The organism is Vicinamibacterales bacterium (assembly GCA_036504215.1).
GTDB lineage: Bacteria > Acidobacteriota > Vicinamibacteria > Vicinamibacterales > Fen-181 > FEN-299.
In genome coordinates this window covers 19,796-33,221 of sequence record DASXVO010000056.1, presented here as the reverse complement: position 1 = coordinate 33,221, position 13,426 = coordinate 19,796, and the positions used below count along the sequence as shown (strand labels likewise).

The 13,426-nt window shown below is 66.7% G+C and carries 10 protein-coding genes; 4 read left to right on the top strand and 6 right to left on the bottom strand.

Annotation, left to right across the window (positions count from 1 at the left end; all coding sequences use genetic code 11):
* Nucleotides 1–278 precede the first annotated feature (278 nt).
* On the top strand, nucleotides 279–2,792 hold the full coding sequence (locus VGK32_16420) for an ABC transporter permease (GenBank protein HEY3383358.1): 2,514 nt from the start codon (nucleotides 279–281) through the stop codon (nucleotides 2,790–2,792).
* 9 nt (nucleotides 2,793–2,801) lie between these two features.
* On the opposite strand, the gene VGK32_16415 is transcribed toward VGK32_16420, so the two are convergent.
* From VGK32_16415 to VGK32_16405, 3 genes are all read right to left on the bottom strand, one after another.
* On the bottom strand, nucleotides 2,802–3,404 hold the full coding sequence (locus VGK32_16415) for an MBL fold metallo-hydrolase (protein HEY3383357.1): 603 nt from the start codon (nucleotides 3,402–3,404) through the stop codon (nucleotides 2,802–2,804).
* A gap of 15 nt (nucleotides 3,405–3,419) precedes the next feature.
* Nucleotides 3,420–4,010: a helix-hairpin-helix domain-containing protein gene (locus tag VGK32_16410; protein ID HEY3383356.1), complete on the bottom strand. Its 591-nt coding sequence runs from the start codon at nucleotides 4,008–4,010 to the stop codon at nucleotides 3,420–3,422.
* A 293-nt stretch (nucleotides 4,011–4,303) separates the two neighbouring features.
* Entirely contained in the window at nucleotides 4,304–5,530 is a 1,227-nt protein-coding gene (locus VGK32_16405) for an adenosine deaminase family protein (protein ID HEY3383355.1), read from the bottom strand.
* Between the two features lie 182 nt (nucleotides 5,531–5,712).
* Here VGK32_16405 and VGK32_16400 point away from each other — a divergent pair, with 182 nt between their 5' ends.
* Genes VGK32_16400 through VGK32_16390 form a run of 3 tightly spaced genes read left to right on the top strand, consistent with a single transcriptional unit; the run spans nucleotide 5,713 to nucleotide 9,437 of the window.
* A complete protein-coding gene (locus tag VGK32_16400) occupies nucleotides 5,713–6,915 on the top strand; it encodes a response regulator (GenBank protein HEY3383354.1) in 1,203 nt (400 codons plus the stop codon).
* A 38-nt stretch (nucleotides 6,916–6,953) separates the two neighbouring features.
* Entirely contained in the window at nucleotides 6,954–8,411 is a 1,458-nt protein-coding gene (locus VGK32_16395) for an MBOAT family O-acyltransferase (GenBank protein ID HEY3383353.1), read from the top strand.
* Between the two features lie 12 nt (nucleotides 8,412–8,423).
* Nucleotides 8,424–9,437: a hypothetical protein gene (locus tag VGK32_16390; GenBank protein ID HEY3383352.1), complete on the top strand. Its 1,014-nt coding sequence runs from the start codon at nucleotides 8,424–8,426 to the stop codon at nucleotides 9,435–9,437.
* A 6-nt stretch (nucleotides 9,438–9,443) separates the two neighbouring features.
* On the opposite strand, the gene VGK32_16385 is transcribed toward VGK32_16390, so the two are convergent.
* From VGK32_16385 to VGK32_16375, 3 genes are read right to left on the bottom strand one after another with little or no spacing between them, the layout of a single operon-like run.
* Nucleotides 9,444–10,628: a DUF4384 domain-containing protein gene (locus VGK32_16385; protein HEY3383351.1), complete on the bottom strand. Its 1,185-nt coding sequence runs from the start codon at nucleotides 10,626–10,628 to the stop codon at nucleotides 9,444–9,446.
* A 15-nt stretch (nucleotides 10,629–10,643) separates the two neighbouring features.
* Nucleotides 10,644–12,809 (bottom strand): molybdopterin cofactor-binding domain-containing protein, encoded by a 2,166-nt coding sequence (locus VGK32_16380; GenBank protein ID HEY3383350.1) that lies wholly within the window; start codon nucleotides 12,807–12,809, stop codon nucleotides 10,644–10,646.
* A complete protein-coding gene (locus tag VGK32_16375) occupies nucleotides 12,806–13,282 on the bottom strand; it encodes a (2Fe-2S)-binding protein (GenBank protein ID HEY3383349.1) in 477 nt (158 codons plus the stop codon). The genes VGK32_16380 and VGK32_16375 overlap by 4 nt, the downstream gene beginning before the upstream one ends.
* Nucleotides 13,283–13,426 lie beyond the last annotated feature (144 nt).

Genomic DNA, 13,426 nt, shown 5'->3' with positions numbered 1-13,426 from the left:
CTGCATAGGATCACGATCTCCGCCTTCCCGGCGGCTTGCCACCCTCCTGGCCGCGCTCTTCGTCGGCGTCAGGCCCTGGCTGGACTACGTGCCGTCGCTTATCGCCTTCACCCTCATGGGGGCCGGGAACGTCCTTCCTCGCGTTCGGCCGCAGCAAACTGGATGGGCGCATCGGGCCCAGGCCGCCGCCATCGAACCTTCGGCCAACGACATTCGTCTCTGTTGTTGAGATCCGCTCACGGCCGTGGTGTCGGCGCGTCAGCCGAGCTGGGGGAAGCATGTTTGCAGAGTCCGTCGCCCGGGACGTTCGCATCGGCGTCCGGGTGCTCGTCAAGGAGAAGGCGTTCTGCGCCCTGGCGATCTTCGTGCTCGCCCTTGGCGTTTGCGCCGTCACCACCCAGTTCAGCGTGGTGAACGGCATCATGCTGCGCGGGTTCTCGTTTCCCAACGGCGACCGGCTGACGAACGTCTCGTTTTCAGACCCGTCCACGGCGACGGCTTTCGGTACGAACAACCGCGTGCTCTCGATGGACTACCAGGAGATGGTGCCCGAGCAGAAGTCCTTCGAGCTGATGACGGCATTCCTGAACGGATCGACGGTCAACATCACGATCGACGGCCAGCCCCGGCGCTACACCGGCGCGTACACTTCCGAGACCTTCATGCGCGTCCTGGGCGTCGGCCCGATGCTCGGGCGTGACTTCACCGCGGCGGACAACACGCCGGGCGCCGAGAAGGTCGCGCTCATCGGCTACGGGCTGTGGCAGAGGGACTTCGGCGGCGCGGCCAGCGTGGTGGGCAAGTCGGTCCGCATCAACGGCAAGCCGGCCACGATCATCGGCGTGATGCCCAAGGGGTTCGTGTTTCCGACGGTTGAGGAACTCTGGATCCCGCTCAACAGCGAGTTCCCGGTCCGGCCCAGGAACGATCCGCAGGCGAACGCTCCGGGCGTCATCGGGCTCATCAAACGGGGCGTCACGCTGGACACGGCCCGTGCGGAGATGACGGCGTTCGCCAAGCGGTTCGCGACGGCCTATCCCGACACCAGCAAGACGTTCACCGACGGCCTCGTCCAGCCACTCCTCGACACCGTCACCGGGCCTCAACTGCGCGGGACGCTGATGACGATGCTGGCGTTCTGCGTCGGCGTGCTCCTCATCGCCTGCTTCAACGTGATGAACATGCAGTTCGCGCGGGCCACGCTGCGCGCGAAGGAACTCGCCGTCCGCTCATCGCTCGGTGCCACCCGAACGCGACTCATCGGTCAGATGCTGACCGAGAGCCTGTTGCTGGCCTGCGTGGGCGCCGCGGTCGGCGTGGGCCTCGCGTACCTGTCGGTGGACTGGTTCGCGACCACGCTCCGCAACATGGACAACCCCCCGCCAGCGTGGATGACGTTCGACATCGACGCCAAGGTGCTCACGTTCACCGTCCTCGCCACGATCGTCGCGGCCGTGGTCTCCGGACTGCTGCCGGCGTGGATGGCATCGAGGGCGAACGTGGCCGGGGTCCTTCGGGAGGGCGGGCGGGGCAACACCAACCGCGCCATCAACCTCGTCACACGCGGTCTCGTGGTGACCCAGATCGTGGTGACCTGCCTGCTGTTGATCGGGTCGCTCCTGCAACTCCGCTCGATCCTGGCACAGCAGAACATCGACTACGGGTACGACACGTCCGGCATCATGTCGGCCCGGATGGGCCTGATGGATGGCGACTACCCGACACAGGCGGCCCGGAAACAGTTCTACGACCGGCTCATCCGGGAACTCCGAGGCGCGTCACAGTTCGAGGCCGTCGCCTACAGCAGCCGGCTTCGAATGGTGTTCAGCGGCTCGGGCCCTGTCGAGATCGAAGGGAAGGTCTACAAGAATCGCCGCGACCGGCTCAACGCGAACTTCGAGCAGGTGAACGGCAGCTTCTTCGACGTCATGGGGCAGCGGGTCATCGAGGGGCGGACGTTCACCGACGACGATCTGGACTCGAAGCTCCCGGTGGCCATCGTGAACGCGGCATTTGCCAGGAAGCACTTCGGCACCGAGAGCCCGATGGGCCGGCGCTTTCGCACCGGAGACGGCTCCACGCCGCAGTACGGCCCGTGGCGCACGATCGTCGGCGTCGTGACGACCGTACGCATGCAGGGACCCTTCAACATCCCGAACGTCGACGACTCCGGGTACTACGTGCCGTTCTACTCGATTCCGTTCGGTCCGGCGCAGGACGAGCCGGCCGCCAGCCAGTTCGCCACAGTGCTCGTGAAGCCGCACGCGGGCCAGCGCCCGGAGACACTACTCCGTGAACTGAGGCGACAGGTGAACAAGGTGGACCCCAACCTTCCGCTCTATTTCACGGGCACGCCGGCCTACAATCTCGACTCTGCCGTCGCCGGCCCGCGGATCATCGCGGTGATGTTCACGATCTTCGGCATCGTGGCGGTCATCCTGGCGGCGGTCGGGATCTACGGAGTGATGTCGTTCTCGGTCAACCAGCGGACACAGGAGTACGGTGTGCGGATGGCCCTTGGCGCGGACTACCGGCGCATCCTGACGATGGTGCTGAAACAGGGATCGCGACAGCTGGGCCTCGGTCTCGCCATCGGGATCGGACTGTCCGTGACGATCGCCGCGCTCGGACGGGACGCAATTGCCACGGTGCTGTTTGGCGTCAGCGCGCTCGACCCGCTGACCTTCGGCTTCGTGGCGGGCCTGATCGCGCTCGTCGGCCTCGTGGCCACGCTGGTGCCCGCCCGGAGGGCGACCCGCGTCGATCCGATGATCGCGCTCCGCGCGGAGTGAGGACGATTCTCACCGCGCACTCCGCCTGTAACGCTCCGCCACCAGGAGCGAGGCGTGGAGTTGAGCACGACAGTCGGCCGTCAGCGGATCGCCGTGGCCGAAGTAAATCGTCTTGACGGGCTTTTCGACGATTCGACGGAGGGCGTTGACGTAGCCTGACTCGTAGTCGCCGTCAGGCGAGAGATGAACGAGCGGCGTGTCGCCGGCGAACAACGCGCCGCTGCGTTGACCATACAGGCAGATCGAATCCTCGGTGTGGCCCGGCGTCTGGATGACTTCGAAGTCCTCGTCGCCGAGGCGGATCACGTCGCCATCCGCCAGCGCGCGGTCCACGTCATCTCCCGGACCGAACGCGGCGATCGTCGGCGCGTACGCCTTTCTCAGCATCGGCACCATCGTCGCGTGATCGAAGTGACGGTGCGTGAGCACGACGATATCCAGCTTCCGCTTGCCGACACCGGTCGCGGCATCGGCCAGAAACGTCATGACCGCGGGATCGGCACCCGCATCCACGAGCCCGTTGACGTCTTCCAGGCGGTTCCAGTCGCCGGTGACCAGGAAGACGTTCGAGCTGTAGAGTCGCGTGTTCCGTGCCAGCGCCTGGACTTTCATGGGCTCGGTGCCGCCCTATTTCTTCTTGGCGGCGCCTGCCTTCGCAGCGCGGTACCCAGCCTTGATGGCCTCTTCCTCCGTCATGTACTTGCCCGCCTTCGTCTTGCCGAAATAGCGGTCGCCTTCCTTGTGGTACACCTTGGTCAAGGTGTTCACCCACACCATCCCAGGGGCGGGCGGCTGCGCGGCCGCGACGCCAGGGGCGGCGGCCTTGGCGGGCGCAGCAGCAGCCGGAGCGGCGGCTTGGGCAGCGGTCTTCGTCGCTGCAGCGGGAGCGGTGGCTGCAGGGGCGGCCGGCGTCGCAGCGGCAGCGACCGTCACGAGCGGCGTGATCTTCGTGATGGTGTTGGCCGAAACCCCAGCCTTGGCCAGGTCAGCCACCGAGGCGAACGGTCGGCCGGCGATGATCTTCTTCGCTGTCGCCGGACCGATGCCCGGCAGTTTCTCGAGGTCCGCCTGGCTGGCTGAGTTCAGGTCAACCTTGACGGCCGGCGCGGCCTGCGCCGCCGGCGCTGCGGCCTTTGCGGCCTGTGCCATCAATCCGGGCGCTCCGGCGACGAGGAACGCGAGAGCGAGCACGACGACGAGGCGTCTTTGCGTCAACATGTGATCTCATCCTCCATGTGCTTCCCGAACCAGTCAACCTGCAAGCCGCGAGCCGCGAGGCTTGCGTCACGCTGTCACCACCGGGGCGCGCCATGAGGCATCGCTCTCCCCTCTCCGCGCCGCCGCCGCCGCCGCCCCCGGCGAGATCGATGAAATGGCTGCGACCCGTAGGCAGTGTAGCGCCGTGGAGAGAACATTGCCAGTTCCGACCCTGGGTTCCGATCCTGGGTTCATCCCCGGCGTGGCCGCGCGCGCCGAGTGCGGATTGTGGCCGTAGATGCGAGTCGAAGCACTCAGGAGGGCGGCGCAGGGGGGGCGTCGTGGCCGGCCAGAATTCTGTCGGCAAAGTCGATCATCTGCCGAACGTAGGTGCGCTTCTCGAGGTAGGTGCCCGGGAAGAAGCTCCGCTTGAAGCCGTAGATCAGAATGTCCCTCACCTCGCGGTCCGTCAGCGCGAAGGCGTCCGCCGCCCGTTCGATCTCGTTCGAGACGGTTGTGTTCGACACGAGCCGGTTATCGGTACAGATGGTCGTCGACAGCCGGCGCTGGCGCATCTCGGCGAACGGATGGCACCGCAGGTCGGAGGCAAACTCCGGCACGGTCTGTTGATTCGACGTCAAGCACACCTCGATGGTGATGCGCTTGTCGGCGATGAACTGCGCGAGCCGTTCGACATACGCCTTTCCGTCGGTCACGCGGCGATTGTGAATCTTGGTGTCGTCGAACAGCCAGGTGCCGTGGCCGATTCGGTCGGCGTGCAGGTTCCCGATGGCCTGGAAGATCGATTCTGGGCCGTAGTCCTCGCCGGCGTGCACCGTCTTGCCGAGGAACGCCGCATGCGCCACCTGATACGCGGCGCGATGGTCTTCGGCCGGGTATCCCTTCTCCTGCCCCGCCAGATCGATCCCCACGACCAACAGACCTTCCTCGTGCTTCAGCCGCGCCGCCGCGCGCGCGACCTGGACGCTCGCCGCCGCGTGCAGTTCCTGCGGTGATGCTTCGGGCAGCGCCTCCAGGATCCGGCGGTAGCCCTCCGAGAGGTCCGCCGTGAAGTAGCGGAGCGCGCAGAGGATGATCCCCGCGACGAAGCGAGGTTCGTGACCGGCGACCACTTCGGGGCGCCTGTTGAAGGCCGCCGACGCACGTCGGATGCCGGCGTCCACGGCCCGAACCACGTCCGGGACGCCGAAGCCGGGACGCACGTGCAGCTGCGGCGCGAACCTGACCTCGACGTAGCGGACGCCCTCCGCCTGGCAGTCCTCGCACAGCTCGAACGCCGAACGCTCGAGCGCCTCACGATCCTGGAGCACCGGGACCGTGTAGCGAAACCCTTCGAGGTACTCCGCCAGGTTTGCGTAGTGCGGGCGAAAGACCAGCTGCTGCAGGCCCTCCTCGGACGAGGAGGGCAATCCGACCTTCCGCTCGCGCGCCATGTCAATCAGGCTCGAAAGCCTGAGCGACCCGTCCAGGTGCACGTGGAGGTCGGTCTTCGGCAGGCGGCGGATGACGTCGCGTGTCATGGCACTACTGTGCCACAGCCCGGGTCGGGGAGCGAGCGTCAATCCTGTCGTGTCGCGATGGCTCCGCACGTCACTGCCCAGAGCTCCACCGTGTCGGAGCGGTCCGCACTCACCTCCTGTCGGTATCTGCCGATTTCCGTTATGGACCCGTGCGGTGTCGGAACGAACGCAGGGAGACAACCGTGGTCGGACGCGTCCTGTTCGTGGACCGTGATCGTAAACTGCTCGGTAAGCTGGAACAGGCCCTCAGGACGGCCCGAGGCGACTGGTCGATCGTCTGTGCCATGTCGGCAGCCGATGCGTGCGACCAGATCTCGCAGCGCCCGTTCGACGTCGTCCTTGCCGACATCGACGTCCGTGCGGCCGACGGCACGTCGTTCCTCGACGAGGTCGCCCGTCGCCAGCCCAACGCCGTCCGGTTCCTGCTGTCGAAGAGCGCGGGCCGCGGCATGCTGGTGCGGGCAGACGATGCCGCACACCAGTTCCTCGCGAAACCGCTCGAACCCGACGCCGTCTTCGCACGCCTGGCGGAAACGCTCCTGCTCGGCGAGCTCCTCTCGGATCCGGATCTCAAGGCGCTGGTCACGCGCCTCAAGTCGGTGCCGAGCCTGCCGCCCGCCTACCTCGCGATGATGGCCGAACTCCGCAAGGACCAGGCGTCGCCCCGGAAGGTCGGCGACCTCGTGGCGCGCGACGCGGGAATGTCGGCGAAGATCCTGCAACTCGTCAACTCGCCGCTGTTCGGCTTCCGGATGCGGATTGGCGACCCGGTCCAGGCCGTACAGCTGCTCGGCATCGAAGCAGTCCGCGGCTTGGCGCTGTCCTCAAACATCTTCTCCCAGCTCGACCTGAAGACAGTCGCTCGCTTCGGCCTCGGGAGGGTCTGGCGACACTCGATGGCCACCGCCGGCTTCGCGCGTGTGATCGCACGCCGGCAGCAGGAAGCCGCGGACATCGTGGGCGAAGCGTTCACGGCCGCGCTCCTGCACGACATCGGCAAGCTCGTCCTCGCCAGCTCGATGCCCGAGGACTATTCGGTCGTCGTCGAACAGGCCGCGAGCGATCACGTGCCGACATGGCTCGTGGAACGTGACGTCCTGGGCACGACGCACGCCGAGGTCGGCGCATATCTGCTGGGCCTGTGGGGCCTGCCCGAGCCGATCGTCGCGGGCGTGGCGTGGCACCATCGGCCGTCGGAGAGCGCGGCGCCCTCCTACTGCCCGCTCGGCGCCGTGCACGCGGGCAACGTCATCGAGCACCAGGCGCATCCTGCGGACACGGTCGGAGTGGCCTCGACCGCCGATGACGCGTACCTCGATCACTTCCACATGAGGGCGGAGTTCCCCGCGTGGACGGCTGCCTGCCTCGACGCCGCGGTCGCTTGATTGACGGGCCTTGATTCGGACCGCTATCATTTTCGGCTATGTCTTTCACCTCGCTTGGCTTCTGGGCGTTCTGCCTGGCGGTCGTCGGCGTGTACTACATCACGCCGCACCGCTACCGGTGGGCGTGCCTGCTGGCCGCGAGCTACGTCTTCTACGGCACCTTCGGCCTGGACGTCCCCGCCGTCCTGATCGGCCTGACGGCCGTCGTCTACACGGCTGCCAGGTTCATGGAGCGCACGGAGTCCAAACGCCGGCGCCGGATCCTCCTGGCTGTTTGCGTCGGAGTGCCGATCGGCGCGTTGATCGTCTTCAAGTACCTGAACCTGTTCTGGGAGACGATTCAGTCGGTTGGCAACGCGCTGCTCCAGGCCAGGCCAATCGCACCACTGAGCATCCTGGCACCGATCGGCATCTCCTTCTATGTCTTCAAGCTGGTCAGCTACAGCCTCGACGTCTACCACCGGAAGGTGCCCGTCGAGCGGCATGCCGGCTACTTCGCGCTCTACGTGGCTTTCTTCCCGCAGATCCTCGCGGGACCGATCGAGCGCCCCGGACAGTTCCTGCCGCAGGTGCGGCAGCCGGTCGCGTTCGATCTCGATCGGCTCCTGGCGGGCGGGCGGCTGGTGGCGTGGGGCCTGTTCAAGAAGATGGTGATTGCCGACCGGCTGGCCTACTACGTCGGCGAGGTCTTCCTGGCGCCGAAGTACAAGGGCCTCCATCTCCTGCTGGGCGCCTACTGCTACTATTTCCAGATCTACTGTGATTTCTCGGGCTACTCGGACATCTCGACGGGCGTGTCCCGAATGCTCGGCCTGTCGGCGCCAAAGAACTTCGATTACCCGTATCTGAGCCGTGACGTCAGCCAGTTCTGGACGCGGTGGCACATCACCCTGTCGAGTTGGCTGCGCGATTACCTGTTCCTGCCGATCGCGTATGCCGTGATGCGCCGGTTCGAGGCCGACCGATGGCTGCGGATTCCGGTCGAGGGTTGGAGCTACGCGATCGGCATGTCGGTGACGATGCTGCTCGGCGGCCTGTGGCACGGAGCGGCGTGGACGTTCGTGGCCTGGGGCGCACTCCACGGCGTGTTCCTCGTCACGTCGTTCGGCACGAAAGGCCTCAGGCGCCGCGTGGTCCGGGCGATTCGGCTCAACCGCCTGCCGCGTCTGCACCGGGCCATCAGTATCTTCCTGACGTTCCAGCTGGTGACGCTCGCCTGGATTCTCTTCCGCGCGACCTCGTTCGAGAACGCCTGGACCTATCTCCGGTACATGCAGTTCAGGCTCCCGCACGCCGGCCGGGTGAACCTGTTCCTGAGCCTTGGGCTGGTGTGCATCCTGCTCGGTCTCGAGTACGTACAGCGCCACGTGGACGAACTCACTGTTCTCGAACGCGTGCCCGTCGAGGTGAAGGCAGTGGGCTGCGCTCTGTTCGTCGTCATCCTGATCGCGTTCTCCGTTGACACGAGCAACGCGTTCATCTACTTCAAGTTCTAGGACGAATCAGACATGGCTTCGAGGGTCGGGCCTTTGCGGCGGGTCGGCGTGGTCGTCATCTTCCTGGTGAGCCTCGTCGTCTTCGATCGGGTGCTGACGACGCTCCTGGCGCGCACGCCGCTGTCAGCGGAGCGCCAGTCGGAACTCAGCAGGAAACTCGAAGACGTTCACGGAAAGTCCGACTACCAGATTCTGATTCTCGGCACGTCACGGACCTTCGAGGGAATACACCCGCTCCACATCGTGGACGGGGTGGGGGTACGGGCGTACAAGGAGGCCTTCCAGGGCAAGGGACCGCAGTACAACTACGAATTCTATAAACGCTACAAGCAGATCGTCGGGAAGCCGCGCGTCGTGATTTACGGGGTGGACTACTTCATCTTCAACATCACGTCGGAGAAGTGGGCGCTCGAGCGATTCGGTGTCCGTCCGGACGGTCCGGCGTCTTCGTCGAACGTGCGATGGCCGTTGCTGCTGCTGCAGAACAAATCGGTGAACGACCGGGCGATCGTCACCGCGCTCCAGCGCCTGCAGGAGCGCTCGAACCCCCGCCATGCGGAGTACAACCCCGAGCGTTACGTCCGCGACATGGAGACCTACACGGGCAACACGATGCCGCGGAACGGCGACCGGGGCGACCCGCCGCCCGCGCGGTACGAACGGATTCCCTTTCCGCGGTACCCGGGAACCGAAGGGGTGTACCTCGTCAAACTGCTGCAGGAACTCGAGCACGACGGCGTGGCGGTGATGCTCGCCGCACTGCCGGACTTCGTTGCGACCTACCGGACCGATTTCGAGCAGCAACGCTTCGACGCGGAGTTCAGGGAGATGGCCAGGCGCTACCGAAACTGCGTCTTCGTCAACTACAACGACCCGACACGTTTTCACCTGTCCGATCCCGCGTACTTCATCGACGGCAAGTACGGAAACCCCAACTCGCACCTGTCGAAGGACGGCGCCCTCGCGCTCGCGCCGCTGCTCATCGCGGACCTGAGGAAGGCGTTGGCAGCCGGGGCCCCGCGCTGACGGGCTTCACTGCTGGAATCGCAGCTGGACGGCGGCGTGAATGAGGCCCGGCTGCGCCACGAGGGGCCGCGTCAGGGAGAGGCCGCCGGAGGTCGTCACCGAGGCGCTGAGCGCAATCGGCGGCAACTTGATGCTTCGGTCGATTGTCTGGCCGCTGCGCGTCCAGACGCGGGAGACGGCGACGCCCTGTCGGCCGTCGATGAGGCCCGCGAGGGTCAGTTCCAGCAGCTCGCGCCGCGCGGCAGGATTCGCCTCGACCTCCGGGTCACCGACCACCTCCTCCAGGTTCTCGATCGGATCGTAACTGGCAAGCAGGTACAGCGAGTCGATACCCGCTGCGGCGTCCACACTGAGCCAGCCTCCGCCAGTGGGAGCATCGCACATCTGCCCCGCGCGCACCGGACTGGCGCCACGGACCGCGTACTTCGGAAACAAGACGGTGATGTCGCCGTGCCGGTCCTTCGACAGCACGTAGGCGTAGCCGTTCGCACTCGAAGCGAACACAAGACGCAACTGGTCGCCGCCCGCCACCCGCGCGCCGTCGGCGAGCGGCAACTCGATCCATTGGCCGTGGTCGAGACGCTGCCAGAACCCCGCCCAGTAGAGCGTCAGCGGGGGAAGCGGCGGCTTGGGCCTGGGACGTTTCCACGCCTGGACGAGCGACGGAAGCGCCTGCAGCGTGACGCCGACGACGACGCCGAGGATGGCCGCGATGAAGAGCCGCTTGACGCGTCGGACCAGTCGGCGGTCGTCCACCTCCTCATCGCTCGACAGCCGATGCGCGAGCAGCGCGAGCGATTGCGGACGTTCCTGCGGATCGTACGCCACGGTCTGACGCGTGGGGATGAGCGGGAACCCAGGGGGCAGGGCCGTGCGCCGCGGGTCCGGTCCAGCGGCCGCCGCAATCGGCACGACGTTGCGCCCGGTACTGAGCGCATGCGCCGTTTCGAGACGCACGGGATCACGAACGCCGTCGTTCTCCTGCCACGCATCCGGGGTCAGCAACAGCACGAAGTCCGGCGTGTCCTCGATGAGCCGAAGCCGGGACGCTTCGGCCTGCGCGCCCGGGACGCGCGTCTCGCCGCACACGCGGAAGCCGCGGCCCGTCAAGCCGTCAGCGACCTCGCGCGCCCACTCCCCACCCGCCGACCCGGATGCGCAGACGAAGACGTCGTACTCGACTGGGTCCATTGAGAGCGCCGCGTCCTACTTCCGCGCCATCGCCGCCTTGATGCGAATGGGCGTCATCGGCATCCGATCGAGACGCGCCCCGACGGCATCGAAGATCGCGTTCGCCACGGCAGCCCCCATCGGCACGATGGCTGGCTCGCCACCGCCCTGGGCGGCAATCTCCGGTGCATCCACCAGTACCGCCTCGATCTTCGGGAGCGACGAGAACCGCGGCAGCTCGTAGGTGTCGAAGTTGCGACTGAGCACCTCGCCGCCCTTGAAGTGGACCTCTTCGGACAGCGTGTAGCCGAGCCCCATCGTGATGCAGCCTTCGATCTGCTGCATGGCGCCGGCCGGGTTCACGACGACACCCATCTCCTGCGCGCAGACGACGCGCTTCACCTGCGCCGCGCCGGTGCTCTTGTCCACCGCGACCTCGGCGATCAGCGCGACGTACGTGCCCGCGTCGATTCCAAGCGCGACACCCACGCCCCGCCCGCCCGGCGCGGCCCCGGGTGTCCAGCCGAACTTCTTCGCGGCGACGTTCAGCACACGGATCATCCGAGGGTCGGTCAGGTTCTTCAGCCTGAACTCGACCGGATCGACGCCAGCCAGCGCCGCCATCGCGTCGATCTGCGATTCGCGTGCAAACGCGTTGGTGCTGGCGCCGGGAGCCCGCCACGGCCCGATCGCGAAGGGATGGAGGGCGCCCGCGTCGCCACCCCACCCGCCGGCCACCACCGTGCGATGGTTCGGAATGCTGTAGAAGTGCGCGGCGCCGCGCTCGCCCGCACAGTAGACCTTGTAATCCCAGAGCGCGATCTGCTTCGCGGCATCGACGCCCGATCGGATGCGGATGACGGCTGCCGGCCGGAAGGTGTCGTAGAAGAACTCCTCCGCGCGGCTGAACACCACGCGCACCGGCTTGCCTGTGAGCATCGCGAGGCGGGCGGCTTCGACAGCCTGCCGCGACGCAGACTTGCCGCCGAACCCGCCGCCAACATACGGCGTGATGACACGCACCTTGTCTGCCGGCAGCTTCAGCGCCTGCATCAGCTGGTTCTTCACCGGAAACGGCGTCTGCGTGCCCGCCCACACCGTCACCTTGCCGTCCTCCACCGCGGCCACGGCCGAATGCGTCTCCATCGGCGCGTGGGCGTAGTAGCTGTCGTAGTAGGTGCGGTCGAGCACGGCGACGGCGAGCTTTTCGCCCTCTTCGATGGTGCCGCCGTGCGCGGGCGAGGTCCCGGCGGGGGCGGTCTTCAGGAAGTGGTCGAAGATATTCGACTCGTCCACGGGCGGATCGTGGCGCGTCCACTCGGCCTTCACGAGCGCGAGCGCCTTGTCGGCCTCGTCGCGGTGCGCGTGGAGCACCGCGAGCATGTCCCCGTCCCGCACGACCTTCACGCCAGGTACCCTTTCCGCCGCGGAGGCGTCCACCTGCCCCAGTGTCGCACCGTGGGCGGGGGGCCTGAGGATCCGCGCGTGCAGGGCGCCGCCCGGAGGGACGACGTCACCCGCGAACTTCGCCTTGCCCGTCACCTTCTCGATGGCATCCCGGCGGGGCGCCGAGGTTCCGACGACGGTGAAGGACTTCACCGGCTTGAGCGTCGGTTTCGCCTCGATCTTCCGCTCGATCCGCTGCCCGCCGACCAGTTGCGCAAACGTGACGTTTCTCTTCGCATCAGCCGTGTCGCTGATGGAGCCGGCTTTCACCGCGAGGCGCTCGACTGGAACCTGCAGGCGTTCGGCCGCCATCCGAACCAGTTCGGCGCGCGCTTCGGCTGCCGCCTGCCGGAGGACGGGTCCGAACTGGCGCACGCTGAGAGATCCGAACGTGCCCATGTCCCACGGACAGCGATCGGTATCGCCCATCACGATGTCCACCGTGGGGAGCGCGACGTCGAGCTCCTCGGCGATCAACTGAGGCAGCGACGTCATCGCCCCTTGTCCCTGCTCGATCTTGCCGACAAAGCACGTCACGCGCCCATCGGCCCCGATGTGGAGATAGGCATTGAGGTCGGCTGGATAACCCTGCCGTCCGGTTGGGAGGCGTGCAGTCTCCTGCGTCGCGCTCACCGGATCGACGGCGAAGAAGACGAGCAGGCCGGTGGCGGTCAGCTTGACGAAGTCGCGCCGGTCCACGGGGAAGGTCGTCGGACCGTCGACGATCAGTTCATTGTCCAGATCGTCCGGGGTCATCGCGCACCTCCCTTGACCGCGGGCGCCGCAGCCTCGACGGCGTCCAGGATCCGGACGTGCGCACCGCACCGGCAGAGATGCGAGTCGAGCTGCTTGACGATGTCGGCCCGCGTGGCCTTCGGGTTCTGCAGCAACAGGGCGTACGCGCCCATGATCATGCCGGGCGTGCAGTAGCCGCACTGGAACGCCAGATGATCGACGAACGCCTGCTGGATCGGGTGGAGGCGGTCGCCGGCGGCCAGGCCTTCGATCGTGAGGACCTTCTTGCCGTCGACATCGCCAATGCGGGTGACGCACGACCGCGTCGCCTCGTTGTTCACGATGACCGTGCAGGCGCCGCAGACAGCCTCGCCACACCCGAACTTGGTTCCGGTCAGGCCCAGGTCGTCGCGCAGCACCCACAGGAGTGGGCGGTCCTCGTCCACCGTCACTCGCGTCGGCTTCCCGTTGAGCGTGAATGACACGACTCGCATGCTGGTTCTCCGGCTGGAGGTTTATGAATCCAGATGGTACGGGGTGAAGTGTCGAGCCAACGCGGGGCGGTTGTCAAATGGGAGCATACTTTGAGACGCTTTCGCTCGGACCACAGCGCGGCTGAGCCATTGCGAAGGGGATCC

Coding starts and splice junctions, on each gene's coding strand:
- VGK32_16420 (HEY3383358.1), top strand. CDS start 279: ATGTTTGCAGAGTCCGTCGCCCGGGACGTTCGCATCGGCGTCCGGGTG.
- VGK32_16415 (HEY3383357.1), bottom strand. CDS start 3,404: ATGAAAGTCCAGGCGCTGGCACGGAACACGCGACTCTACAGCTCGAAC.
- VGK32_16410 (HEY3383356.1), bottom strand. CDS start 4,010: ATGTTGACGCAAAGACGCCTCGTCGTCGTGCTCGCTCTCGCGTTCCTC.
- VGK32_16405 (HEY3383355.1), bottom strand. CDS start 5,530: ATGACACGCGACGTCATCCGCCGCCTGCCGAAGACCGACCTCCACGTG.
- VGK32_16395 (HEY3383353.1), top strand. CDS start 6,954: ATGTCTTTCACCTCGCTTGGCTTCTGGGCGTTCTGCCTGGCGGTCGTC.
- VGK32_16390 (HEY3383352.1), top strand. CDS start 8,424: ATGGCTTCGAGGGTCGGGCCTTTGCGGCGGGTCGGCGTGGTCGTCATC.
- VGK32_16385 (HEY3383351.1), bottom strand. CDS start 10,628: ATGGACCCAGTCGAGTACGACGTCTTCGTCTGCGCATCCGGGTCGGCG.
- VGK32_16380 (HEY3383350.1), bottom strand. CDS start 12,809: ATGACCCCGGACGATCTGGACAATGAACTGATCGTCGACGGTCCGACG.
- VGK32_16375 (HEY3383349.1), bottom strand. CDS start 13,282: ATGCGAGTCGTGTCATTCACGCTCAACGGGAAGCCGACGCGAGTGACG.